At 37.3% G+C, this 25,309-nt stretch carries 21 protein-coding genes; 15 read left to right on the top strand and 6 right to left on the bottom strand.

Annotated elements, in window-relative coordinates:
• The first annotated feature begins 5 nt into the window (after positions 1-5).
• The 3 genes from fbpC (at position 6) to H1225_RS01685 (ending at position 5,730) form a co-directional block, all read left to right on the top strand.
• On the top strand, positions 6-1,046 hold the full coding sequence (fbpC, locus tag H1225_RS01695) for a ferric ABC transporter ATP-binding protein (RefSeq protein WP_161727577.1): 1,041 nt from the start codon (positions 6-8) through the stop codon (positions 1,044-1,046).
• Between the two features lie 222 nt (positions 1,047-1,268).
• On the top strand, positions 1,269-3,350 hold the full coding sequence (locus tag H1225_RS01690; protein WP_115065119.1) for a TonB-dependent receptor domain-containing protein: 2,082 nt from the start codon (positions 1,269-1,271) through the stop codon (positions 3,348-3,350).
• 10 nt (positions 3,351-3,360) lie between these two features.
• Positions 3,361-5,730 carry a TonB-dependent receptor domain-containing protein gene (locus tag H1225_RS01685; protein ID WP_161725116.1) on the top strand — a complete coding sequence of 790 codons (2,370 nt, stop codon included), beginning with the start codon at positions 3,361-3,363 and terminating at the stop codon, positions 5,728-5,730.
• A gap of 237 nt (positions 5,731-5,967) precedes the next feature.
• On the opposite strand, the gene H1225_RS01680 is transcribed toward H1225_RS01685, so the two are convergent.
• Both H1225_RS01680 and dsdX read right to left on the bottom strand, forming a co-directional pair.
• Positions 5,968-7,296, bottom strand: a complete 1,329-nt coding sequence (locus H1225_RS01680) for a D-serine ammonia-lyase (protein ID WP_161707147.1) — start codon at positions 7,294-7,296, stop codon at positions 5,968-5,970.
• Between the two features lie 12 nt (positions 7,297-7,308).
• Entirely contained in the window at positions 7,309-8,646 is a 1,338-nt protein-coding gene (dsdX, locus tag H1225_RS01675) for a D-serine transporter DsdX (protein WP_072063609.1), read from the bottom strand.
• 223 nt (positions 8,647-8,869) lie between these two features.
• Between dsdX and dsdC the strand changes: the two genes are divergently transcribed.
• Positions 8,870-9,814, top strand: coding sequence for a DNA-binding transcriptional regulator DsdC (gene dsdC, locus H1225_RS01670; RefSeq protein ID WP_006534973.1), 945 nt, complete (start codon positions 8,870-8,872; stop codon positions 9,812-9,814).
• Positions 9,815-10,043: 229 nt separating this feature from the next.
• Here dsdC and gss read toward each other — a convergent pair whose 3' ends face one another.
• Positions 10,044-11,921 carry a bifunctional glutathionylspermidine amidase/synthase gene (gss, locus tag H1225_RS01665; protein WP_109847851.1) on the bottom strand — a complete coding sequence of 626 codons (1,878 nt, stop codon included), beginning with the start codon at positions 11,919-11,921 and terminating at the stop codon, positions 10,044-10,046.
• A 602-nt stretch (positions 11,922-12,523) separates the two neighbouring features.
• On the opposite strand from gss, the gene H1225_RS01660 reads away from it, so the two are divergent.
• The 6 genes from H1225_RS01660 (at position 12,524) to efeB (ending at position 17,095) form a co-directional block, all read left to right on the top strand.
• Complete coding sequence (locus tag H1225_RS01660) at positions 12,524-12,811, top strand: helix-turn-helix domain-containing protein (protein ID WP_072063612.1); 288 nt, start codon at positions 12,524-12,526, stop codon at positions 12,809-12,811.
• Positions 12,812-13,114: 303 nt separating this feature from the next.
• Positions 13,115-13,672 (top strand): iron transporter, encoded by a 558-nt coding sequence (locus tag H1225_RS01655; RefSeq protein ID WP_006534977.1) that lies wholly within the window; start codon positions 13,115-13,117, stop codon positions 13,670-13,672.
• Between the two features lie 68 nt (positions 13,673-13,740).
• Positions 13,741-14,088 (top strand): cupredoxin domain-containing protein, encoded by a 348-nt coding sequence (locus H1225_RS01650; protein ID WP_072063614.1) that lies wholly within the window; start codon positions 13,741-13,743, stop codon positions 14,086-14,088.
• 2 nt (positions 14,089-14,090) lie between these two features.
• A complete protein-coding gene (locus H1225_RS01645) occupies positions 14,091-14,927 on the top strand; it encodes an FTR1 family iron permease (RefSeq protein ID WP_239739398.1) in 837 nt (278 codons plus the stop codon).
• Entirely contained in the window at positions 14,917-15,840 is a 924-nt protein-coding gene (locus H1225_RS01640) for an EfeM/EfeO family lipoprotein (RefSeq protein ID WP_161737974.1), read from the top strand. The genes H1225_RS01645 and H1225_RS01640 overlap by 11 nt, the downstream gene beginning before the upstream one ends.
• Positions 15,830-17,095 (top strand): iron uptake transporter deferrochelatase/peroxidase subunit, encoded by a 1,266-nt coding sequence (gene efeB / locus H1225_RS01635; protein ID WP_167426066.1) that lies wholly within the window; start codon positions 15,830-15,832, stop codon positions 17,093-17,095. Before H1225_RS01640 ends, efeB begins: the two co-directional genes overlap by 11 nt.
• A gap of 64 nt (positions 17,096-17,159) precedes the next feature.
• Here the strand turns inward: efeB and H1225_RS01630 are convergent, their stop codons facing one another.
• Positions 17,160-17,849 (bottom strand): IclR family transcriptional regulator, encoded by a 690-nt coding sequence (locus tag H1225_RS01630; protein WP_109399257.1) that lies wholly within the window; start codon positions 17,847-17,849, stop codon positions 17,160-17,162.
• 231 nt (positions 17,850-18,080) lie between these two features.
• Here H1225_RS01630 and H1225_RS01625 point away from each other — a divergent pair, with 231 nt between their 5' ends.
• The 5 genes from H1225_RS01625 to htpX all read left to right on the top strand — a co-directional run bounded on the left by H1225_RS01625 (position 18,081) and on the right by htpX (position 23,683).
• Positions 18,081-20,417, top strand: coding sequence for a molybdopterin-containing oxidoreductase family protein (locus tag H1225_RS01625; RefSeq protein WP_115065116.1), 2,337 nt, complete (start codon positions 18,081-18,083; stop codon positions 20,415-20,417).
• A 2-nt stretch (positions 20,418-20,419) separates the two neighbouring features.
• On the top strand, positions 20,420-20,971 hold the full coding sequence (locus tag H1225_RS01620) for a 4Fe-4S dicluster domain-containing protein (protein WP_109847855.1): 552 nt from the start codon (positions 20,420-20,422) through the stop codon (positions 20,969-20,971).
• A gap of 2 nt (positions 20,972-20,973) precedes the next feature.
• Positions 20,974-21,792, top strand: coding sequence for a dimethyl sulfoxide reductase anchor subunit family protein (locus H1225_RS01615; protein WP_109847856.1), 819 nt, complete (start codon positions 20,974-20,976; stop codon positions 21,790-21,792).
• Positions 21,793-22,080: 288 nt separating this feature from the next.
• The gene (locus H1225_RS01610; protein ID WP_072063622.1) at positions 22,081-22,641 is read left to right on the top strand and encodes a LemA family protein; all 561 of its coding nucleotides are present in this window, start codon (positions 22,081-22,083) and stop codon (positions 22,639-22,641) included.
• A 76-nt stretch (positions 22,642-22,717) separates the two neighbouring features.
• Positions 22,718-23,683, top strand: coding sequence for a zinc metalloprotease HtpX (htpX, locus tag H1225_RS01605; RefSeq protein ID WP_161671062.1), 966 nt, complete (start codon positions 22,718-22,720; stop codon positions 23,681-23,683).
• A gap of 100 nt (positions 23,684-23,783) precedes the next feature.
• On the opposite strand, the gene H1225_RS01600 is transcribed toward htpX, so the two are convergent.
• Entirely contained in the window at positions 23,784-23,966 is a 183-nt protein-coding gene (locus H1225_RS01600) for a DUF2526 family protein (RefSeq protein ID WP_072063624.1), read from the bottom strand.
• A gap of 87 nt (positions 23,967-24,053) precedes the next feature.
• On the bottom strand, positions 24,054-25,286 hold the full coding sequence (locus H1225_RS01595; RefSeq protein WP_109847857.1) for an MFS transporter: 1,233 nt from the start codon (positions 25,284-25,286) through the stop codon (positions 24,054-24,056).
• Positions 25,287-25,309 lie beyond the last annotated feature (23 nt).

The raw sequence follows: 25,309 nt of genomic DNA, 5'->3' as shown, positions 1-25,309 counted from the left end.
AAATCATGACACAACAACATTTCGTTGAACTGAAAAATGTCATTAAGCGTTTTGGCACTAACACGGTTATTGAAGATCTCAGTTTGTCTATTCCACAAGGCAAAATGGTTTCATTATTAGGCCCTTCAGGTTGCGGTAAAACAACCGTTTTACGTTTAGTTGCTGGGTTAGAAAAACCAACAGAAGGTAAGATCTTTATTGATGGTGAAGATGTCACTGAACGCTCAATTCAACAACGTGATATCTGTATGGTATTTCAGTCTTATGCCCTTTTCCCTCATATGTCATTAGGGGAAAACATTGGCTATGGCTTAAAAATGCTTGGGCGTCCTAAAGCAGAAATCAAACAACGGGTTTCTGAAGCTTTAGAGCTGGTGGACTTAGCGGGCTTTGAAGATCGTTTTGTTGACCAAATATCAGGGGGACAACAGCAACGGGTTGCCTTAGCTCGCGCCTTAATTTTAAAACCTAAAGTACTGCTTTTTGATGAGCCACTCAGTAACCTTGATGCTAATTTACGTCGTAGCATGAGAGAAAAAATTCGTGAATTACAACAACAGTTTAATATCACTTCTCTTTACGTAACCCATGACCAAAGTGAAGCATTTGCGGTTTCTGATATGGTATTGGTGATGAATAAAGGCAAGATAATGCAATTAGGTTCACCGCAAACTCTTTATCGCCAACCAGCTTCTGAATTTATGGCCAGCTTTATGGGAGATGCAAACTTATTCCCAGCCACATTAGGCCCTGATTATGTTGATATTTTCCAATATCGTCTACCAAAGCCAGATACATTTAACACCACTAAAACAGACGTTAGAGTTGGCGTTAGACCAGAAGCTATCACCTTATCTCAACAAGGCGATGCCTGTCAGCAATGCAAAATCATCCATGTCGCTTATATGGGTCCTCAGTATGAGGTAACCGTAGAATGGCAAAATCAGACTTTGCTATTACAAGTCAATGCCACACAGCTTCAACCAAATGTCGGTGATAGCTATTATCTGCAAATTCATCCTTATGGCATGTTTATTTTAGAATAAATAGTTTTACCCTATTTTCTCATTTATCTTCAAGGCGTCGTTATGACGCCTTTTTCACACCCTCATTTTTCATCTTCTCAATTTATTTTTTATTAAATTACATACAGTTATAGGTTTTTTATTATTTTTAAAAAATCATTACTTGCTAATGATAATTATACTTACTTACAATACTTTTTAAAATGTTACATTATAACATTACTTAAAAGGAGGGTGAACGGTATGAAGAAATCCATTTTTAGTTATACAACGCTTTTTATTTCAATAAGTTACTCTTTGTTTGCAAATGCAAGCTCTGCAATAAAATCAAAAGAAAATCAGACTAATGAGGTATTAAAAGTCTATTCAACACCTTTACATACGCCACAAGAAAAAATGGCAATACCTGTTGCAGTTTTGACACAAGAAGAGCTACGCGCTAATCGTAGTGCCTCAATTGCTGAAACATTGACATCTCTACCCGGTTTTCATGCCAGTTTTTTTGGTGGCGGTTCGGTACATCCGGTTATTCGGGGAATGTCTGGAAATCGAGTCAAGGTATTACACAGTGGTAGTGATCTTATGGATGTCTCGTCGATTGGTGCAGATCATGCAATCACCAGTGAACCCTTTTTAAGCCAGCGTATTGAAGTATTAAAAGGCCCTGCAACATTACTTTATGGAGGGGGGACAATAGGTGGTGCAATTAACGTTATTGATAGCAAGATTCCTATGTCAGTGCCTAAAAAAGGCTACGAGGGCGAATTACAGTATCAATACGATTCCGTTTCTAAGGGAAATACAGGATCAATCGGATTAACATTAGGAGAAGATAATTTAGCTCTGCACCTTGAAGGGACTAAACGTTATCAAAGCGATTACAAACAGCCAGCACCTTTGCATCAAGGAGAACCTAGCCGTTTAGCCGGATCTTATCAAGATAACCAATCGGCAAATATCGGTGCATCTTGGATCTTAGATGATGGCTATATTGGAATTGGCTATGGTGAACAACATCGCCGATATGGATTACCCGGGCATACGCATTTTCATGATCATGAAGAGGAATACCATCATCATACCTCAATTCGCCCTCCGTTAATCGGCCATCATCATCATAATCACAATCATGAATACCCTGATGAACAACATCAACATGGTATTCCTTATATTGTTATGGATAGCAAACGATGGGATCTTCGTGGTGAAAAAAACAATCCATTTACTGGTATTGAATCAATACGTTTCAGTGCGGCCAGAACCGATTATCATCATGATGAAAAAGAAGGAAATGAAGTCAGTACCTCATTTAAAAACAAAGGCGATGAATTAAGACTGACATTTACACATCAACCTATTTGGGGTTGGCATGGTGTTATTGGCGGGCAATTTAATCAGCGTGATTTTAGTGCTCAAGGAGAAGAAGCTTATGTACCGTCAACAAAAACAAAAAATCACTCACTCTTTTTATTAGAAGAATACCAATTAGGTGATTTTCGCTATGAATTAGGATTTCGCCAAGAGTGGCAATCACTGTTAAATAGAGAAACTCAAAAAAATAATAAGCAGAGTGCATCTTCTATTTCTGCTGGATTAGCATGGAATTTTACACAAGACTATTTTTTAAATTTATCACTCTCACACACGAAAAGATTACCTGTTGCAGAAGAGCTTTACGCGAATGGTGTTCATGCTGCAAGTCGAACTATTGAAAAAGGCGATCCTAATTTAACCGCAGAGGCTGCAAATAATATTGATATTGGAATAACTAAAGTAACAGGTGATATTCAATTCAATATAAGTGCCTATTATAACCGTATTAATAATTATATTTACGGTCAGTTTACGGGGACTGAATTAAATAATGGCTATCGTTCATTACAATATGTTCAAAATGATGCACAGTTTAAAGGTATAGAAGGAAATATTGATTATTACTATAACCAAGATAGCTTAATTGGTATTTCTGGTGATTATGTTAGAGCAAATTTACTACACAATAAGGGAAATATACCAAGAATACCGGCTTATCGTTTAAGTACTTATATTAAACATAGTTTTACAGAAAACGTAATTGGACAAATCCGCATTGATCATTTTGGAAAACAGAATAAAACAGCAGACTATGAAACATCCACAGAGGCTTATAACACAGTTAGTTTAGGTAGTGAATATATTGGTTATTTAGATAACACAGATTATACCTTATACGCCAAGATTAATAATATCTTTGATGCAAAAGGGAAAGACAGCACCTCTTATATTAAAGATGAAATGTATTTACCTGGTCGTAATATTATCTTAGGCGCTACTCTTACATTCTAATATGAATATCATGAAAAAAAGTAAACTCTCTATTATTTTACTTATACTTTTGTCGTCTCCTTTATATGGAAAAGAGAATAATCAAGATAAAAGCCAAGAAAAAGAAACATCAAACGATGTTATTACTGTTAAAGCAACATCAATAAAAAACAAAGAGACATTCTCCTCTTTATTACTCAATAATCGAGAAGAGATAAAAGGAAAACAACTTGAACAAATAAAAACAAATACGATTGGTAATACCGTTGCAAAAGTTGCTGGTGTACAAGCCGAAGGCTTTGGCCCTAATGCTGCAAGACCTGTTATTCGAAGTTTATCAGGAAATCGTGTAGGCATTTTAGTCAATAATCTACCAATTAATGATGTTTCATTTATTAGTGGAAATATGCCAATCCCCATTGATATGAATAGAATTAATGAAATATCGATTAGCAAAAACTCTGAAGCACTCTTTTATGGTGGTAGTACAAGCGGTGGCGCTATTCATTTGTGGGATGACCGAATAATGACACAGCTACCTGAAAAAGCGATTTCAGGTGCCGTGACTTTTAATGGAAGTACCAATAACGGTAATGGAGGTTCTGCAAATATTAAGTTCAGCGATGAAGAAAACTGGATTTTTAATATTTCAGGTGCCACTAAACGCGTCTCTCGATATAAAATTCCAACACGCTCTAAAGTGGGAGCTTGTTATAGCTATCAACAACTAAAAGACCATTTTGCATTACGTGATCAATGCCAAGTGGATATGAAAGTATTTACTAGCCGTAATCCTGAAGCTTATCCTTACATTAGTGAGTTTTGGAAAAAATATCAGGTTGAATATGAGCTAAGTGAAGATGAAAAATATACCTTTAAAGATAAAGACTATTTTTCAGGTGTTGGCTATGTTGATAACGAACCCAATTCACAATATAAACCGGGTAGTCCCACATCGATTGAACATGTGACTCCACCTAAACATTATGTTGAAAATAATAATAAAGAGATCCCAAATAGCTTTTTAAAAAGCCAAAGTGGCAATGCATCTCTTTCTTATATTAGAGATGAAGGCTATATAGGTTTATCTGTTACTGATTTTCAGACTTCTTACGGTGTACCGGGTTATGCTTATCTCACCACAAAAACAAGTCGAGAAATGTATAAGCCTGTTTCGGTTTCAAATCATAATCGGCGAATAGATATACAAGGAAAACATTATCACTTAACACCTTTTTTAAGAGACAGCGCTTTTTATTACTCTTATTCTGAATCGAAAGATGAAGAATTAGTGGGACAAATTGCATCATCCGTATTTGAGACCAAAAATCACCAATTAGCATTAGAAACGGCACATGCTCCACTCTTTAATCGGTTAAACGGTGCTATTGGCGTTAACGGTAATTATCGTGATCTGAAAACGTCTGGTTATGATGCTTATTTACCCAGTGTATTAACCAAAGAGTACGGAATATATTGGGTTGAATCGCTAAATTTATCTCCTTTTGAGCTCACGGCTGGATATCGTAAAGGTTACACTCAACATAATCTCAATATTCCAGCGAATTATAATCGTGGTAGAGGGCAAGGTTCTAATTTACAAAACCGTCATTTTGATACAAGTGCAAATACACTCGCCCTATCTTTTACACCAATTGATGAATGGACATTAAAACTACAACAAAATATTTCTTATCGAGCACCAGAAATTAATGAACTTTATACACATGGCCCTCATTATGCTTATTTAATTGAAGAACAAGGAAACAGTAAATTTAATACCGAAAAAAGCAAAAGTATTGAATTATCATCTGTTATTGAGATTGGCAATTTCTCTAATAAGATTAATTTGTATAAAACAGACTACAGTGATTTTAAATTTAGGCGATTAACGGGGATCAGTCGTGGTGGTGTTACCGTTATGGAGTGGGATGAAACTGATCTCGAAACAAAAGGATTAGAATACGAATTTAAGTATTTATATGAAATGCCTCACGATCATAATCTTACATTTACACTATTCGGGGATTTTGTCGAAAATAAAAGTAAAAGAAAGTTATTTATTGCAGGTAATTATTTACCAAACTTACCTAATGAAAAACATGGTATTGGCATTAATTATCAGCATGGCGAATTAACAGCATTTAGTCGCGCAACTTACTATAAAAAACAGAAAGAGAGTGGTGGATTAATGTATGGTGGAGATATTACCTTTCCTTCCTATACTTTAGTCGATGCCGGTATTGGTAAAAAATATCATCTTGATAAGTTAGATGTTTCCGTTGATTTTATGATTAATAATCTCACTAATACTGAAGCAAGGCCTGCATCTTCTCAATTAAAATATTTAGCTCCATTACCGGGTCGAAACTATGGGGTAAATGTTAAAATTGATTTTTAATATATTCTGATTTAGCAAGATATAAAGTAACGAGGCACCCAATGGGTGCCTCTTTTTTATAATAATACTACGACATTTTCCCCTGGTGTGACATCCTGGTGTGAATGTTTGATGTAACACTTGGTGTAACACATTGCTACGCTATTATTGTTTTAGATAACAATTCAAAATACTGGCACGACTCCCTTTATTTTTTAATTTAATAAGCGTTCAAAAAAACTCCCCCCGCTCTACACTCTATTTTCCTTGAGCGAGATATTTTTGCATTTCATCCTCAGGAACCATACCCCCACCCGTCGCCCATACTAAATGCGTGGCATTTTGCATTTTTTGGCTATCTAGTGATAAACCTTGCAGATAATCTTTAGCTTGAGTGACATGTACAGCTCCCACCATTCCTGCTAAAGCCGAAGGTTCTAACTTAATTCCTTCTTCTTTATTTAATAAACTAAGTAAGTCATAAAGCTCTTGATCATCAATAGTGTAATAACCATCAATTAAGCGCTCCATTGCTCGACCAACAAAGCCTGATGCGCGGCCAACAGCCAGACCATCAGCGGCAGTGACGTTATCGATACCAATCTCTTGTACAGAGATACCTTCATGTAATTGGGTATAAACGCCCAATAACATACAAGGTGAATGTGTTGGCTCAGCAAATAAACAGTGCACTGCATCACCAAATGCCAGTTTTAACCCAAAAGCAACACCACCAGGACCACCACCAACACCACAAGGTAAATAAACAAACAGAGGATGTTCACTATCAACACGAACACCTTGTTCTTCAAATTGGCGTTTTAAACGTAATCCCGCTACCGCATAACCCAAAAACAATGTTTTTGAGTTTTCATCATCAATAAAGAAACAGTTAGGATCTTTCTCAGCTTCTTTACGACCTTCTTCTACCGCAATGCTGTAATCTTGTTTATATTCAACAACATTAACGCCATGAGAACGTAATTTATCTTTCTTCCACTGACGTGCATCGGCAGACATATGCACACTTACACTAAAGCCTAATTTCGCACTCATGATCCCAATAGACATACCTAAGTTGCCTGTTGAGCCTACCGCGATACTGTATTGGCTAAAGAATTTACGGAATTCATCAGAGAATAATTTTTCATAATTATCATCTGTACTCAGTAATCCCGCGTTGATTGCCAATTTCTCAGCGTGCGTTAATACTTCATAAATCCCACCACGCGCTTTAATTGAACCTGAAATAGGTAGATGGCTATCCTTTTTCAAACGCAATTGACCGCTAATGGATGTGTTATAGCGCTTTTCAAGAGCAACTTTCATCTTAGGAATATCAATCACTTCAGATTCGATAATCCCTTGAGTCACCGCCGTTTCTGGAAATGCTTTAGCTAAATAAGGTGCAAAACGTTGTAACCGTGCTTGTGCGTCAATTACATCATCTTGCGTTAAACCAACATATGGAAGTCCCTGGTCAGTGGTGGTCACGTTTGGGTTAAACCAAACCACTTCTTTTAAGTCCACTAAGTCACGCACTAGTGGAAAATGACTGATTAATTTATTTATATCTATATGGTTCATAGTCGTTCTCTTTTATATGACAAAAGAAAGCATAAATGTACCGCCTAATGCGACAAAGGAGGCAATAAAGGTCGCGACACTGTAAAAACGAAAAGTTTCACTTAAAGTTGCATTACAATACTGTTTCACTAACCAAAACAGTGAGTCTGTGACGATGGTACAACCAATAGCACCTGAACCAATTGCTAATGTAATAATTTCAGGGCTAATGTCTGGGTATAAAGGCATTAATGGCGCAACAATTGCAGTAGCCCCCATCATTGCAACCGTTGCAGAACCTACTGCAGCATGAAGGATAATGGCAACTAACCAAGCCAATAAAATAGGATGCATATCTAAATTAGAAAGAATTAACGCTAAAGATTCACTTAAACCACTGCCTTTTAAAATGCCATTAAAAGCACCACCCGCACCAATAATTAATAAAATGTTGGCAATAGAGCTAAAGCTATCTTCTGTTTTCTTCAATAAAGTATTCATGCCCATATTACGGCGAATACCTAATACATAATAAGCAACAAAGGCAGCAATAAACATCGCAGTAATTGGATTACCAATAAACTGTAATGCGGTATAAACCGATGTGCCTTTAGTCATATTTAATTCTGCAGCTGTTTTTATCAGCATCAGAAAAATTGGCAATAATACTGTAAAGAGAGTGGCACCGAGCGAAGGCAAATCTTTTTCTTCACGAATTTCCATGTCAGAAAATTCTTCAGGTACAGTTTTAAATGGTAAGCGCTCGCCTAACATTTTTAAGAATAAAGGCCCTCCCACTAAAGATGCGACTAAACCAACAGCAAGACCCGCAACAATAACGGTTCCCATATCTGCCCCTAATTCATTAGTCACGAATAGTGCAGCAGGGTGAGGAGGAACAATACAGTGAACAGCCATTAATGCTGTACATAATGGAATAGCTAATTTTAATAATGAAGTATTTGTTTTTTTCGCAATTGAGAAAGCAAGAGGAATAAGTAATACCACACCCACTTCAACAAAGAGTGTAATACCACAAATAAGACCAACTAATACCATAATAACGTCTGGAGATAGCCAACGACATTTTTGTAATGTAATACCGATGCGTTCTGCGGCACCTGATATTTCCATCATCTTACCAAGAATGGTTCCTAAACCGATAATTGCTGCTAAAAATCCTAACGTACCGCCAATGCCGTTTTCAATCGCATTTACCATTTCTAAAGGATTCATCTTCATTGCTGTACCCACGAAGAAGCTTGCCAATAGTAAGGCTAAAAACGGATGAAACTTAAATTTTATTATAGTAAAAACAATGAGCAAAATACTAATTATAAGGGTACCCAGCACCCATAACGTTGAGTCCATACATCCATCCCAAATATTTTATTTATTGTTATTCATATTGAATATTAATCATTAAGCACTTACAAATGATGAAAAATCACACTAAGATGAACTCAATTAATTCAAATAAGTGATATAAAGCACAAATAATTACATTTTGATAAGTAGTAGCATGATATTTCATCTTAACATTAGCTTGATTATTAACTTGCGTTACTATCAATAACAAAACGAGAATAAAAGAATGTTTGAATCTTCTAGCGTGATTTTAAGAAATAAACGATTATCCAGTTATCAATTAGCAAGACTTCACACTTTTGAAGCAACAGGTCGCCACCTTTCATTCGCTTTAGCGGCAGAAGAACTGTCATTAACCCCCAGCGCCATTAGCCACCGTATTAATACATTAGAAGAAGAGCTGGGCATTAAGCTGTTTAACCGCTTTCATCGCCGAATAGAGTTAACAGAAGAAGGTGAACGAATTTATTGGGCACTTAAAAAAACGCTAGAAGATATTAACCAAGAAATTTTAGATATTCATAACCAAGAAGTTTCAGGCGTTCTCACTGTTTATTCTCGACCTTCTATTGCCCAATGTTGGTTAGTTCCTCGTATTTCAGATTTTACTGAGCGTTATCCATCTATTGAATTAAATCTGTTTACAGGAAATGATGATATTAACTTTCGAGGTTATGGTATTGATCTCGCAATCTATTTTGATGATAAGCAACTGCAAAACCTTTATTGTGAAGATTTAATCTCAGAATCTATTATTCCTGTATGTAGCCCTAAATATGCGAAAAAACATGAGCTTATTGGCAATATTCATCATCTTTCTAATTGTACTTTGCTACATGATAGGCAAGCTTGGAGCAATAACTCTGATTTCGATGAATGGCGAGCTTGGGGTGAATATATGGGGATTTCACTTTTTCCTAATCGTAGCAATATCTGTTTTGACCGCTCTGATCTTGCTGTTATTGCTGCGGTTAACCACTCAGGAGTGGCAATGGGAAGAAAGCGTTTAGTGCAAAAACAACTGGCTAATAAAGAATTAATTATCCCTTTTGATAATAGTGAGCTTTTTTGTGCTCAGCGTTATTACCTTGTCACTCGAAATGAAAAGAATAATGCTAAAGTACAGCTTTTCATTCAGTGGCTAAAAAAACAAATCAAGGAAAATATGTAATTTTTTAAGGAAAATCCGATGAAAGAAATGATATTCACAACACAACAACTTATTGCAATTTCCGTATAAATCCACTCATCAAATTCAAACGTTGAAAGCGATGCTAATAACTCACTAACTGTTTGAATTTTTGTGTCATTTTATTTCCCACCAAGAGTACTAGTTATTCTTAAAATAAACCCGCCAATTAGGCGGGCTTATTATTTCTTAATTTTAAACGTCTATGATCTTATTTAGCTAAAAAGTGTTTATCTTCAATCACAATTAAAGGTTCAATATCACTCTCTTTTTTAATCACTAGCGTTGGATCTGAACGTAAACAACAACCGCCATAATGCCCACCCACTGTGAAAGTACAAACTTGGATATAACGATTTGCTACTTTTGGTAAACACCATAATTCTTGGTAAATATTTTCTTGGTGATCAAATTGACCATAAGTTTCATCTAACACATTCTCTTTATGATCGACTAAACCAATGTTACTACCACAACGCCCCGCTATCGGTTTAATAGCATAACCACTTTGTTCAAGACGAGGGGTTACAGTGAAATCAGTGTCTAACAAATAAGGGTTATCAGGGAACAATTGCCATAAGATAGGTAAAATTGCTTTATTACTTGGAATAAGTGTCCAAAGAGGTTCAAAAACGGTAATTTCAGGACGTAAAAGTACATCAACCAAGCGAACTTCACCTTCAGGATGTCCTGTACGAATAGGGATCAGCGCTTGTTGCTCACTCTCTTCTCTTAGTTGCTCTAACGCAGTTTCCCAAGCCCATGTTTTCCATACACATTCAACAATGCGCTTATCTGCATCAATCAATTGACCACGGCTATTCCAATGAAGCTCATCCAATCCACGTAGAATTTTACTGTGATAACCTGCTTGGGTCAGTGATTGTTGCATAAAGAGAGCGTGATAATCTTCTTCACTATCATCATCTTGAAGAATATGCACAAAAGGTTTTGCATCACAGTGTTTCCAAGCATCCGCTAATGCATCAAGTAAGCGTTCTCCAGGGTTAAAGCCCTCTTTAATTCCACCTTTCTGCGCCCATTTCTCAATGATTAAGCCCGCTTCGGTATGACAAGAGGCTGAGTCGGCATTATATTCATAAACTTTGACTCCTCGCTCATCCATACAAAAATCTAATCGTCCCGTGATCATTTGATGGCGCCTGTTTTGCCATGACAAACGAATACGAGGCCACAGCACTTCAGGGATATCGAATAAACGCAGCAACTTATCGTCTTTCAACACTTTTTCAGTTGCATGCAAATACATCAAATGCATTTCATTACTTGCGCGAATAAGCTCCTGTTCTGCACTTTCTGAAATGGTGAAATATTCATAGCTATTTTGATTGATAATATGACCGTGCTGAGCTAGAACATAGGCTTTTTCCAGAGGTGAGCTTTCATCTAGCCACTTCCCATCGAATTGGCCTTTATTATCAAGCTTTGCAGCATGAATATTTAACAGCTCAGGCATGATTTTAGGTTGAGGAAGGCTATAAACATTAGGCTCTGTTTGGATCATCCAACCTAAAAGAGTTGTATTATCAAAGGTATCTTGAATAAAGTAGCCATTATCCGTCACTTTAAGAGGTAATTCCCTAGTCCACTGTTGCCCCATAGGTAATTTAGTGTGGATAACATTTTGTTCCGCAATACGAACTTTATCTTCAAGCACTTCAGTAATAACAGCAACATGCCCTGTTACTTTAAACTCACCACCTTCGTGCCAAATTAGCAAAGCGCCCACAGCTGGAGGTTGTTTGCTACCATTTTCAAAGGCTTGTAATGGTAATATATCATCGTCTATGGTTTTACGTAAAAAACGCAATGAGAAGATCTCATAAGCCATTCCCACATCAGTAAATACAGCACCGTAATGCAGATAAAGAAAACGACGAGCAAACTCAACACACTGCCACTTGTGCCCCATATATTCATTACCAATATAACTACGGAATGAATCATTAGCAGCATAGTCTTCTTTATCAATACTGCTGTAATCTGAAGAGTAAATCGCGACACCACCGGGCGCATAACCTAGTAATGTTCCAAATGGTTCATGACGAATGACATCTTTTACATTCATAATCTCGACCTTGACGATAAATAAATAATTACCCTGCAACACTTATAATCTTGCCTAAGTATTATAGTTAACAATCTTAACGCCGTAGCCTATTAGATGTGAATGTAATTTTATAAAAGTCAATAAAGTGAAGAGAGTCGTTTAAATTTAACACGAGTTTAAGAAAAGAAATCTTACTGATATAAAAAAAAACTCAAAAATAACCCATTATAAAAATACATAAAAGGTATTTTCGAGTATAAACACAGTCAAAGAGGGTTTTGTCTTTTTTGTTATAGCCTCATTATTTACTCTTTATTAATCATAAATGCGAGCACAAATAATAAATAAAATGGTGTTTAGGCAATATATAGCACTGTTTATCAAAATTTTCTCGATTATCCTGCTAGAAAAAGGAAGGATATCAAAATAGTTTAATAAAAATTAATATCATCTTATAGCCTGACGGGTATAAATAATTCATCCCATTAACCGATAACACTATAGAATGGATTTTACTCATTCAAGCCGGAGTGCTTGTTTACTTTGAAGATCCATCCCAGAAACTTGATATTCGAATTATTGAATATTATTGGTGGTTGATAGGAAGAATGAGGTCACTAATGTCAAAGATTTATCCCATTTCTCAAATTATTGGGCATAAAATTCGTAAGCAACGCCAGCAACTTCGCTTATCAGCAAAGGTTGTCGCTGAACGAGTTGGTATTAGCCAACAACAATTTTCACGTTATGAGAATGGGCTATGTAAAATTGATGTTGATATGCTCTTTCATATTGCACAAGAGCTAAAAGTCACGCCTGCATTTTTCCTACCGCCAAATGAAGAGCAAGTTTCTGCTGTGGCACTGACACAGTCCAAACAGTTTTGGAGTGCTCAAAGTCAAATTTAATATTCTTAGTATGGAAATCTTCTGTCTTATCATTTCATTAAGGTAAATAGGATTTCCATATATCATTCTTAATTGAATGATTTTATGGGATATTATCATCTGAAGCGATTAATTCCATTTATATATTTCCTTCAAAACAACAAATTTTTTTCTTTTATAAAAGAAAATGTTATCACTATTTTTACTCACTTTCCGACCAACTTAAGCGATATTTTTCGTATAAATTATCTCCTATTTCTAATACAAATCATGCTAATCTTAACAAGAATAATAACAATTATCATTCAATAATAGAGGTTAAACATGAAATATCGCTATGCACTCTCTCTCACTGCTTTCTCATTTCTTTCTGCGTCCGCTTTAGCTGTTGAATATCCAGTTGGTCATCCTATTATTAAAAATGGTATGGAAATTCAAGGAGTTTATCTCCAACCTATCACCATGGATGTTGAAGAAGGCCATCATGCGATGAATCACTTGGCTGCTGATAAGGCAGATATCCATTTAGAAGCCGATATTCATGCCACAGAAGATAATCCGAATGGATTTGCTGAAGGCGATTGGATCCCGTACCTCACCATTGAATACACCGTAACAAAATCCGATGCACCTGCGAAAAAACAGCAAGGTACATTTATGGCGATGGTTGCCAACGATGGTCCTCACTATGGTGAAAACCTGAAGCTGGATGGAAATGGTCAATATAATGTGACCTATAAGATTTACCCACCTTCATACAACAAAGATATCGTTTTTGGTCGCCATATCGATAAAGAAACGGGTGTTGCACCTTGGTTTGAACCCTTTGAAGTGTCATGGGATTTCACCTATAGCGGTACTGGCCGTAAAGGTAGTTACTAATTAGCTTGATAACGGATAAATCCAACCATTTGGATTTATCCTTTTTCTCTTTTTTAAGTGAAACGCTGATGATCAAAATTCTCTCTAGATACACATTATTGCTACTGTTAATGGTGACATCCTCTGTTTTGGCAGCAGAGAAATACACCGTTGAATTAGAAATGAAAGATGGTGAACTTATTCCTCAAGTGCTCGAAGTACCCGCTAAAACCCCCATTAGAATAAAAATTCGTAATACAGGCACCAGCCCTGTTGAATTTGAAAGTACACAGTTGCGTAAAGAAAAAGTATTAGCACCGGGCGCAAATTCTGTCGTTGTCATCGCACCGCTAAAACCGGGTCGTTACACCTTCTTTGATGATTTTCACCTTTCTCATCCTCAAGGTGAAATTGTTGCAACTGAAAAGGCAGAGTAAATATGGGACAAGTTCTGTTTGTTGTTTGGCGAGAAAGTTTTGAGGCGCTATTAGTAGTAGGCATTATTTATGCGTGGATAAAACGTTCACCTGCACCACAACAAGGTATGAAATATTTATGGGGTGGCGTGGTATTTGGGTTATTTCTTGCCATTATTCTAGCGCTAAGTATATATGGCGTATTTAGCTCACTTGAAGATATATGGCAATCTCTATTTATGATCGCAATGGAGATCATCGCTTGTGTACTTATTGTACAGATGGTTTATTGGATGAATGGGCAAGGAAAATCATTAAAAGCAAATATAGAAAATGAACTCACCCAAAAAACACAGCAACAAAGTGCATGGGGTATTTTACTGATTATTGCTATTGCAATTGCCAGAGAAGGCAGTGAAGTTGTTGTCTTCCTCTCTAGCCATATTATGGCTCTCAATGCACAAACAGCACTGCCTTTCTTTATCGAAGTCTTTATTGGTTTACTTGTCGCAGCATTCACTCTATGGCTATTTTTACTGACATCAAAAGTTATTTCATGGCGCTATTTCTTTACCGTAACAGGATTTTTACTGCTATTCCTTGCCGTTTCTTTGCTATTAAAAGCCGTAGAAGAAATTGTAAATTTACTCATTGAAATAGATTTCGAATTACCTGATTTCTTTATTTACCCACTTTGGGATATTAGCCATATTCTGGATGATCCCAGTGTCTTTGGTAATTTTTTGGTCTCGTTTTTTGCTTATCGCTCTCAACCCATTGGTTTAAGCGTGGTGACATTTATTGTGTTTTGGGTGGTTGTTGCACTGTTATTTAAGCGAGGTGCTCGCCATGCTAAATAATGCAAAATCGAAAAGTAAAAATATCATAGCTTCTCTATTTATCTTGTTATTTTCTTTTCCCGTTTATGCCGAGAAAATTATTCAAGGTATTATTCAAGATAGCGAGACTATCGTTATTGCCAAAGGGGATATTCCTACCCCTGAAAAATTTAAAACTGATATTTTAAAGTACCGAGAAAAGGCCGTTGAGCAATTAACGCTAGTTGAAAAATCACTCGATAAATTAATCGAATATAGTGAAAAAAATCAGCTTATGAATGCTCAAAATGCTTATCAACAAGCACATTATCACTATGAAGTTATTCGCCCAATTATTGCGCTTTTTGGATCAAGCGAACGTTTATTAAATAACCGAGCTGATTTCTTTCTTGAAAGAGAAAACTCACCTCGTTTTTCAGGGTTTCATTTAGTTGAATATCAACTCTTTAAATTAAAAGATACGCAAAAAGCGACAGAGTCCGCAAAAGTACTATTAAGCGGTATTAGTGATCTAAAAAAACGTTTAGCTATTGAAGATATCCCCATTCCCAAATTAGTCCAATCGGCGGGTGATTGCTTAGAATTGATTTTAATTGACAAACTTGCGGGTATTGAAAATCAATATTCAAACAGCGATCTGGGTGATGCTTATGCCAATTTATCTGGATCACGCTTAATCGTAACGATCTTATCTAATCATATCCCCCCTACTGAATATCAACGGCTTATCAAACAATATGACGATATTGGCGCTCTGCTTTTAAAATATCAGCGTGATGAAGGTTTATTCCAACCTTTAAGTGCCGTTCCTGAAACAGAAAAAAACTGGCTTTTCTCTCAAGTGACACAATTAGCAGAGCAAGTGGCAAACTTACGTGCCACCCTCGATATTGATGTTTACTATCACTATAAAGAAGCAAGTGATGAAAAATAAAACTCTCTTTAAACCATTATTAAAAAGTCCTGTGAACCTCGATAAACGTACAACGTTAAAGTGGTTAGGTGGGAGCTTATTACTCGCCAGTATAGGGGTTAATGCACAACAAAAACAATGTGCTTCATCGGTGCCCCGTTATCAACGTGCGATTGCTTATTTAGGTAAACACCAAGCAGGAGTTATTACTCCAGAACAAAAACACGCCTCATTTATTGCTCTTAATCTAACAGTCACTACTGTTGATGAAGTGAAAAATATATTCGCAACTCTGACACAACGAATTGCGTTTTTAACACAATCTCGTGAACTAGAGCAGAGAGCAAACCCACATCTTCCTCCTGCTGAATCAGGTATTTTAGGAACACAATTATACCCCGATGAATTAACCGTCACTGTCGCGTTAGGTGATAGTTTTTTTGATAATCGTTTTGGTTTCCAGCCTAAAAAACCCAAACGCTTAGAGCCTATGAAACCCTTTCCTAATGACCGATTAGATCCAAAATGGTGTGGTGGCGATGTTCTACTCCAGTTTTGTGCTAATAGCCAAGAAAGCGTCATTTATGCGTTAAGAGATATTTTAAAATATCTTTCTGGTCAAGTTTATGCGATATGGAAAATTGATGGTTTTCTTCCTGCTCGCGATATTGATAATCACCAAACACCGATTAACCTTTTTGGTTTTAAAGATGGTTCAGGCAACGCGCCTTCATCTGATAATAGCCTGATGAACGCGCTAGTCTGGATCACGGAAGAACAAAAAGAGCCACAATGGTGTTTAGGCGGAAGCTATCAAGCAGTGCGTCTTATTCGGTTTGCATTGGAATTTTGGGATAGAACACCGCTTGAAGATCAAGAGAATAACTTTGGTCGTCATCGATCAACGGGTGCCCCAATAGGTATGAAGCAAGAGATGGACGATCCACAGTTTGAAAAAGATCCCCATGGCGACCGAGTGCTGTTTGATTCTCATATGCGAAGAGCCGAACCAAGAAATCCAGAGCGTTACAGTGCAAAACTACGCCGACGCAGTTACAGCTATTCATTAGGTTTAACACCTTCAGGCCAACTAGATATGGGACTTATTTTTATCTCATTTCAAAATAACCTTAAAAAAGGCTTTATTGATACCCAAAAACGCTTAGACGGTGAACCATTAGAGCGCTATATCAAACCTTTCGGTGGTGGTTATTACTTCGTGTTACCCGGTATATCTCAAGAAGGTGACATTCTAGCAAAAGGACTATTCGATTAATCAACACTCGATTTTAGGCACTTGGCATTGAATGCCAAAGTGCCTAAATAAGTTTTTTAGCAAATTAACGGCAGAAATGCGCCATTTTTGCTTTTAATGCATCACCTAACTCCATTTGCCTTTCAGGTTCAATAAATCCCATCGTCAATGCAGCCGCCACCATTTCCCCTTTTTTATTCAGTACAGGACATGAAATAGATTGTGCGCCAGGAATGCCTTCTGCTGGCTCATGACGAATAGCAAAACCTTGTTGGCGAATAGCATTTCGCTGCTTTTGTGATAACTCTGCTTCAATCAGTAAATCACTAAAGGTGGCAAAAACAGCCCCTGCGGCACTGACTTTATGAGGAACCGGCGTATCTGGTAAAAAATCGATATCCACATGTTTAAAACTGCGATTATATCGTGTTAAAAAAAGCTGGTTACCTTGTGCAATCACCAATCCTGTGGACATATTATGTTCATCTCTAAACTCACATAATAATTGATTAATTTCATCTATAATGGATTGCGGTTTTGGTGTCGCCTGAGCTAATAAAAGAATTTTACTCCCCAAGCAATACTGACTTCCGCCACTCTCTTGATACAACATTTCTGAGCGACAAAGTGAGACTAAATACTTATGTAAGCGACTTTTTGAAAGCGAACAGGCTTTTGCAATATCTGACGATCGGGCAATACCTCCATTCGAAGCAATAAATTCAAGAATGGTAATAGCGATATCAACCGAGTTAACTCCTTGAGAATTCTGCATTTATTTTTCCCACACCTATCCGTTATTTACTTTGTTTTATGACGATATCCCATTATTCTTTTTTTGTCATTTTTACTAGTTTATTTCACTAAAACCTCATTTTTAATATGACTTTTTAGCCATTTTCTGTCGATTATTTTCTTTGTCTATTTTTAGATGATCTACCTCAATGTTAACTATATATGAATTGAGTTTATATATAGTTAACTTTTCTTGTGCGTGAGAATGTCTATGTCTAAAAATCAAAAGTGGGAATTAAATAGAAGAACGTTGTTAAAAGGAATGGGTGCCATTGGCGTAGCAGCCTTTTCTCCTAACGCGTTCAGTCTAGTTAATGAAAATAAACCCATATTTAACCAAAAACCACGGATAAAATTATCCGAATATAAAACCTTTCGTTCAACCTGTGCGATGGAATGTTTGCACTGTAACCTAACAGCTTTTACACATAAGGGGCAACTTATCAAAGTTGAAGCCACTGAAGGCTTTAATGTGAAATGCTGTTTACGAGGTATGAGTCGAACTAAGTGGGTATACCATAAAGATCGTTTAACCACACCTTTATTGCGTGTGGGTGAAAAAGGAAAAGCGGAGTTCAAACCTATTAGTTGGGATGAAGCGTTAGATCTCATTGAAAAGAATATTAGAGAAACCATTGATAAGTTTGGTAATGAGGGATTATTTATTTCCACTCATGCGGGCAATATGGACTCAATTAAAAATGATATGGGTAAAGCCTTTTTCGATTACTTAGGCGGTTCAACAAAACAAGCTGGCTCTCTTTGTTGCTCTGCGGTAACCGCGGCAATGATCCCAATGGTGGGTCTACGTTATGCAGATACTCGCGATACAGTAAAGGACAGTCGCTATATTCTTTGCTGGGGAAATAACCCCGCAGTTACTATGCAAGCGTATTTTAAAAACTACAACCAAGCTCGCAGAAATGGCGCCAGAATGGTGGTTATTGATCCTCGCTTTAATGAAACTGCAGCTAAAGCCGATGAGTGGATCCCTATCGTTCCCGGAACTGATACGGCACTTGCGTTAGGTATGATCAAAATTATCATTGAAGAAAATCTCACTGATAAGCCTTTTTTGCGTGCGCATACTGGTGCCGTTTACCTTGTTAACCCACAACAAAAACTATTACGTCAATCTGATGATGATAAAGATAGTTATCTCGTTTTTGATACGTTAAGCCAGCAGCTTGTTCACCATGAGACACCCAACATTGTTCCTGCGTTAACTCATGATGAACTACCTGCTAATGCTGATTATGTGACTGTCTTTGAGCAAATTTACCAACAAGCACAACCTTGGACTGTCGAAAAAACCAGCCAAGAAACGGATATCCCAAAAGAAACTATTATCCGTTTAGCGCGTGATTATGCCACCACCAAACCGGCGATGATTGTACAAAATATGTCAGGCGCTCAACGCACTGAATTTGGTGCTTATGTTGCTGCTAGCCAATTTTATCTTGCATTATTAACTGGCAATATCGGTAAAAAAGGCGCTGGAATTTGTGATGCGGGTGGCGCTCGTCAAATGGCAAAATTTAGCCCGATTATTCCACCAGCACCTAATGCAAAACCCATCAAACCTATCCCCGTTGCAAAAGTGGGTGATTGGATTGTCAATGAAAGACCACACCCAATTAACTTTTGGTGGATCATGACAATGGGCGTGATGACACAACTTCCTAATACGAATATGGTGCGTAATGCACTGAAAAAAGTGCCTTTCGTCGTTGTCGCTGATAACTTGATGTCATCCACGGCACTTTATGCCGATCTTGTACTCCCTGTTACCACTATTTTTGAAGATACCAGTTTAATGGCAGGGGTTCGTAGTCAATATGTACAATTAATGGAAAAAGCGGTTGAACCGCCAGGAGAAGCAAAACCTGATTATTGGATCTTTGCTCGTCTTGCTGAACGTTTTGGTTTTGGTGACGTGTTTAACCAACCAATTGAACACTATATTGATGCTTGTCTTAAAGGCTCCGGCATTACGCGTGACATGTTAGAAAAGGGCCCAGTACGTCCAGTTGAAGGCGACTGGATCCCCTTTAAAGATGGCATTTTCCGTACTTCAACAAAAAAAGCACACTTCTTTATTGAAGAGTGGCAGGATAAAAACTTCTCTCCTGTTGTCACCTATTATCCCGTAAAAGAATCGACAAAAGGCTCACCTGAACTTGCTAAAAAATACCCATTAATGGCAGTGCAACGCAAACTCGCTCGTAGTGTTCACTCTAGCCATGGTATGAATGAGTGGATCTTAGAAGTACAGCGTAATCAACCTAATATCCTTATCCATCCTAATGATGCCTTAGCCAGAGGAATTAAAGACGGTGAATGGGCTATTGCATTTAATGATCGAGGAGAGCACCGTGCGATTGCCGTTGTGACCACACATATTAAGCAAGGAGTCGTTTCATTAGATAATGGATGGTGGGAACAACAAGGCGGAAGCAGTAGTCATGTTACCAATGATCACGTTGAACCTTTAGGTAACGGTCATTGCTGTAATAGCACCTTAGTTAACGTAAGACGGGAGGCATGATCATGGCGAAGAAACAGTATGGTTTTCTAATAAATACCAAAGATTGCTATGGTTGCCGCACCTGCTCGATGGCCTGTAAATCCGAAAACGCCACGCCTCCAGGTGTATTGTGGCGCCGAGTTCGTGAATTCAACGAAGACCAACCTAATGCACAAGCTTTTATTACCATGTCTTGTAACCATTGTGACGATCCACAGTGTCTAAAAGTTTGCCCTGCTGACACTTATACTAAGCGTGAAGACGGCATTGTTGTGCAAGATCATGACAAATGTATCGGTTGTCAAATGTGCATCATGGCATGCCCTTATAACGCTCCGGTTTACGATCCAGTAGAAGGAAAAACCAGTAAATGCAATATGTGTGCGGATAGACTTGATGAAGGCCTAAAACCCCGTTGTGTTGAATCTTGCCCTACTGGCGCTATTGAGTTTGGTGAAATTGAAGATCTCCGTAAAAAACACACGACAAATTGGGCTTTATTAGAAAAACGCTATGGGGTTCCTGATCACACCATCAGTCATCCTAATATTGTCATTATTGGTATGGAGGATTAATCATGCATGATTATCAACTGCCGTTAGTCCTGTTTACAGTGATGAGTCAATGGGGCATTGGTGCGGTATTAGCACTTTCACTGTATCAATGGCAAAACCAAACTCAAAACGCTGCAATGTTAAGTACCAAAGCATTACGAACAACCATTGCACTCATTTGGCTTATCGAAGTTGTGGGTTCATCAATGTCGATGGGACACTTAGGTGATCCGCTCGGTGCTTATCGTTCTGTATTAGGTATTGCGCATTCTTGGTTAAGTCGCGAAGCGATTGCCTTTGTAATGCTAAATGGTTTAATTTCATTATGGGCGCTAGCCAGTTGGGTACAACCTCACGCTATTCGCCGTAATAGTCTGTTTGGATTGTTTTGTGGCGTTATTGGTTTACCTGTTATTTTAATTACAGCACAAATCTATTACCAAATGCAGGCTCATCCTCTTTGGCATACACCAGCAACACAAATTAGCTTTATTGGCACAGCGTTATTGCTTGGTTTTGGCTCGATGATCCCTTGGTTACGTTTACAAGGTAAAATCATTAGTAATTCATTAAAAGTAGGAACTTTAGTTGGTGCATTCTTAGTTCTCGTTGGTTTGGTTATGAGAACACAAGTGCCCGGAGCAGATGTTGCAAGCCTATTATTATGGTGGCAAGTGATTGCGAGTCTGATTATTGGTATCTGCATTGTTACATTGTCTCACAACACGTCATTTACCAGAACTTCGCTCTCTATCATCTCTATTTTGATCCTCTTTAGTGGCGAGATCACAGGAAGAATGTTGTTCTATGGCAATGTAATGGCGCAAGCACCTTGGTTCTAAATATTTTACCTCTGAGTTAAATAGTCTCGTTAACACAATTATTTAACTCAGATTCATCCCTTATGTTTCACTTGGTATTTTTTATTTACCCTAGCATTACCTTTAATTTTGCCCCGAATTTATTCGGGGTATTTTTTATCTCACCCAATATTATTGATTTTACTTTATCAGCACTCTTTTTATTTTTGATGAAATAATCATCTAGCTATCTTTATCAATAATAGGCAAAATTAACATTAATGATTGAGCACAATTCCCTGTTTACGACTAGATAAGAGAGCGCTTCGCATGACTGGATTAATTATTACCATCGCGTTATTGGGTCTTATTTTTTATTATTACAACCGTATTATCTCTATGCGAGAAGCGGTTATCTCAAGCGAAACCGAAATTTCAGTGCAATTAGATCGTCGAGGCAAAGTATTTGATAGTTTATTAGCCACCGTTAAAAAATACCTTAGCCATGAGTCTGAAGTATTTACTAAAATCACTGAATTAAGAACACAAGCTCAAAGCGCAAATACTAAAGAAGCCAAAGCGGCGGAAGATGAATTATCAAAAATTGTCTCAAGTGGCGCCATTAATGTTGCAGTTGAAAATTACCCTGAATTAAAATCCGACACTATTATGGCAAATTTACAAGAAGAGATTGTTTCAACAGAGAATAAACTCTCTTTTGCAAAACGCGGTTATAACCGTACTTTAGAACAATATCGCGCTTTTATTGCTTCTATTCCTGCGGTGTTTATTGTCAAGATTTTCCCAAGCTTAGTTATTGATAAAGAGTACTGGCGCCTTGATGAAGGAACCATTAAAACGGAAGAAGCGCGCCGCATTAATTTTGATTAATTTTATAGTAATAAAAGATATTTATTACTTCTAGTTTGATAAGAACAGCACTTAACCGTGCTGTTTGGAGTCACCAATGGATTTCAGAAATGTTCTACGAAAAAACGCTATTCGAACTCGTTTTGTTATAGCAACATATTTACTCTTAATGCTGATGATTGGTTTGCTGGTGGATACAGCTATTGGCGCCAATCCTTATTTAGATATTACTGATAATATGTTGGCATTTCTGACGTTTCAATCTCTTCCCATTGCGACATTAATTATTCTCGCTATCTCGGTTTTATTGCTTATCTTTATTCATTTTAAGGGGCATAAAATTATGCTAACAGGAATGAATGCAAGATTAATTAGCCCAGATGAAACATTAAATGCACAAGAACACCAACTCCTTAATATTGTTGAAGAGCTTAGCTTAAGTGCAACTCTTGGCTACATTCCTAAACTCTATCTTCTTGATACACCAGAAGCGAATGCCTTTGCCGCCGGTTGGTCTGAGAAAAATGCCTTTATTGGTGTAACAACAGGCTTATTAAATCGTCTTAATCGCCAAGAAGTACAAGCTGTATTAGCCCATGAAACAGGGCATATTATTCATGGTGATTCACGACTGACGTTATATGTTGGCATATTAGCTAACGTTATTTTGACGGTAACAAATATCTTTGGTAGTCGCTTATATATTGCCTCTGGTAACCGTGGTGGTAAAAGTAATGATGCTGCAAGCAAAGCGCGATTAATTTTAATTGTATTAAACTTGGTTTTGCCAATCATTACACAGGTGCTCTATTTCTATTTATCCCGTACCCGCGAATATATGGCAGATGCTGCCGCGGTTGATTTAACCCAAGATAACCAAGCGATGATCAACGCATTAAAAAAAATTTCAGCACAGCATGATGCTGAAAATTTTGAAGATGGTTCAACGGGACGTGCTTATCGTAAAGCGGCCTTTATTTTTAATAAAGGAGACTCATTTTTCTCAACACATCCGTCCATTGAAAATAGAATTGCGGTACTTGAAGGTAAAAAGACTTTTTGATCCGCATGATACAATGCAGTAAAAAGAAAAAAGCGTTTACACCGTTTTAATAAACCGGTAAAAACGCTTTTTTAATTCTTATTTCTTAACAATAATCCGATTAATGATGTTTTTCACCGTGATGGAAAATAGCTGTGCGTAAACGCTCTTGTTGCTCATAACGTAGTGGAAATTCAATCGTTTTATCTTTACCTAATTCCACTAAAAGTTCATTCATGGTTTCAATACTGGTTGTCGCAATAGCATCATCCACCTGTTTAATCACTTCATCATAATGAGACATCTTTTATCCCCTTTCTTCATAAAATTCTTAATCGCTATCATATTACAAGTAAGGGGATTTCTGTATTTTTAGTCACATAAAGTGTGATTAAATTGAATTAAGCGGCTTATTCTTTGTCTCTTTACCCAATAACATCACCGCTAATATTCCAATAACAATTGAAAAACTGAAAATAAGGAATATAGAGCTTATTTCAAATTGATATTGGACTAAGTATCCGACCATTAAAGGCCCTAATATTCCACCAATACGTCCTACCGCTGTTGCTGTTCCGGCACCAGTTGTTCGAATTCCATCGGGGTATTGTTCTGGCGTATAAGCATATAAAGCCCCCCAAGCCCCCAAATTAAAGAATGACAGCAACATGCCAAAAATAAGTAGCGTTGTTGTGGTATCCGCTATACTAAAATAATATGCGCTAATGGCAGTTCCCGCTAAATAAGTAACTAACACAAATTTTCGCCCATAACGCTCAATTAACCAAGCTGCCGTAAAATAACCAGGCAACTGCGCTAATGTCATAATAAGCACATATTGAAAGCTCTTAATTAAACTAAAGCCTTTTAACATGGCAACACTTGGTAACCACAAGAAAATACCGTAATAAGAGAAAACCACACAGAACCATAAGATCCACAACATTAACGTTGAGCGACGATATTGCGGCGACCAAATTAATGCCATTGATTGACGAATCGATAAACGTGTTTTTCTCTGTAAGATATGCGATGAGGTAGGTTCAGGTAATTTTGAACGTAAATAGAGAGCATATACCGCAGGTAAGGCGCTTAATAGCATAGCCATACGCCAACCATAATCGGGAATAATAAAATAAGCAATCAAAGCCGCGATTAGCCAACCGACAGCCCAAAAACTCTCTAATAAAACGACAATGCGCCCTCGTTCATGGGTTTCTACACTTTCACTAACAAGTGTGGAAGCAACAGGTAATTCCCCACCTAATCCCATGCCAATAAAAAAACGTAAAACAAGCACTACCATCAAAGAGCTGGCTAATGCTGTTAATCCACATCCCAAGCTAAACAGCAACAAAGTAAAGATAAAGACAGGTTTTCGCCCTTTTCTATCCGCCATAATGCCAAATACAAACGCACCAACAGCCATTCCAATTGAATTTATACTACCAATCCAACCCAATTGTGATGCCGTTAATCCCCAATCTTCTTTTAATGCCGTGAGTAAGAATGCGAGTAATCCCACATCCATTGCATCAAAAGTCCATCCCATGCCTGCAATACATAAAAGCTTATTACGAGAGATTGCCTCAGGTTTTTTACCTATTTGGCTTGCCGTTGTCATTACATATCCTTTTTATCCCCTAT

The sequence above is a fragment of the Proteus penneri genome (genome assembly GCF_022369495.1).
Classification (GTDB): Bacteria; Pseudomonadota; Gammaproteobacteria; order Enterobacterales; family Enterobacteriaceae; genus Proteus; species Proteus penneri.
This window is presented reverse-complemented; position numbering and strand designations above follow the sequence as displayed.

Excerpts from the sequence above, each read along its gene's own strand:
- gss (WP_109847851.1), bottom strand. The coding sequence starts at position 11,921 with ATGAATGTAAAAGATGTCATTCGTCATGAACCATTTGGAACATTACTA.
- H1225_RS01615 (WP_109847856.1), top strand. The coding sequence starts at position 20,974 with ATGCATGATTATCAACTGCCGTTAGTCCTGTTTACAGTGATGAGTCAA.
- H1225_RS01690 (WP_115065119.1), top strand. The coding sequence starts at position 1,269 with ATGAAGAAATCCATTTTTAGTTATACAACGCTTTTTATTTCAATAAGT.
- dsdX (WP_072063609.1), bottom strand. The coding sequence starts at position 8,646 with ATGGACTCAACGTTATGGGTGCTGGGTACCCTTATAATTAGTATTTTG.
- H1225_RS01655 (WP_006534977.1), top strand. The coding sequence starts at position 13,115 with ATGAAATATCGCTATGCACTCTCTCTCACTGCTTTCTCATTTCTTTCT.
- H1225_RS01625 (WP_115065116.1), top strand. The coding sequence starts at position 18,081 with ATGTCTAAAAATCAAAAGTGGGAATTAAATAGAAGAACGTTGTTAAAA.
- H1225_RS01680 (WP_161707147.1), bottom strand. The coding sequence starts at position 7,296 with ATGAACCATATAGATATAAATAAATTAATCAGTCATTTTCCACTAGTG.
- efeB (WP_167426066.1), top strand. The coding sequence starts at position 15,830 with ATGAAAAATAAAACTCTCTTTAAACCATTATTAAAAAGTCCTGTGAAC.
- H1225_RS01600 (WP_072063624.1), bottom strand. The coding sequence starts at position 23,966 with ATGTCTCATTATGATGAAGTGATTAAACAGGTGGATGATGCTATTGCG.
- htpX (WP_161671062.1), top strand. The coding sequence starts at position 22,718 with ATGGATTTCAGAAATGTTCTACGAAAAAACGCTATTCGAACTCGTTTT.
- dsdC (WP_006534973.1), top strand. The coding sequence starts at position 8,870 with ATGTTTGAATCTTCTAGCGTGATTTTAAGAAATAAACGATTATCCAGT.
- fbpC (WP_161727577.1), top strand. The coding sequence starts at position 6 with ATGACACAACAACATTTCGTTGAACTGAAAAATGTCATTAAGCGTTTT.
- H1225_RS01660 (WP_072063612.1), top strand. The coding sequence starts at position 12,524 with ATGTCAAAGATTTATCCCATTTCTCAAATTATTGGGCATAAAATTCGT.
- H1225_RS01610 (WP_072063622.1), top strand. The coding sequence starts at position 22,081 with ATGACTGGATTAATTATTACCATCGCGTTATTGGGTCTTATTTTTTAT.
- H1225_RS01640 (WP_161737974.1), top strand. The coding sequence starts at position 14,917 with ATGCTAAATAATGCAAAATCGAAAAGTAAAAATATCATAGCTTCTCTA.
- H1225_RS01685 (WP_161725116.1), top strand. The coding sequence starts at position 3,361 with ATGAAAAAAAGTAAACTCTCTATTATTTTACTTATACTTTTGTCGTCT.
- H1225_RS01630 (WP_109399257.1), bottom strand. The coding sequence starts at position 17,849 with ATGCAGAATTCTCAAGGAGTTAACTCGGTTGATATCGCTATTACCATT.
- H1225_RS01595 (WP_109847857.1), bottom strand. The coding sequence starts at position 25,286 with ATGACAACGGCAAGCCAAATAGGTAAAAAACCTGAGGCAATCTCTCGT.
- H1225_RS01620 (WP_109847855.1), top strand. The coding sequence starts at position 20,420 with ATGGCGAAGAAACAGTATGGTTTTCTAATAAATACCAAAGATTGCTAT.
- H1225_RS01645 (WP_239739398.1), top strand. The coding sequence starts at position 14,091 with ATGGGACAAGTTCTGTTTGTTGTTTGGCGAGAAAGTTTTGAGGCGCTA.
- H1225_RS01650 (WP_072063614.1), top strand. The coding sequence starts at position 13,741 with ATGATCAAAATTCTCTCTAGATACACATTATTGCTACTGTTAATGGTG.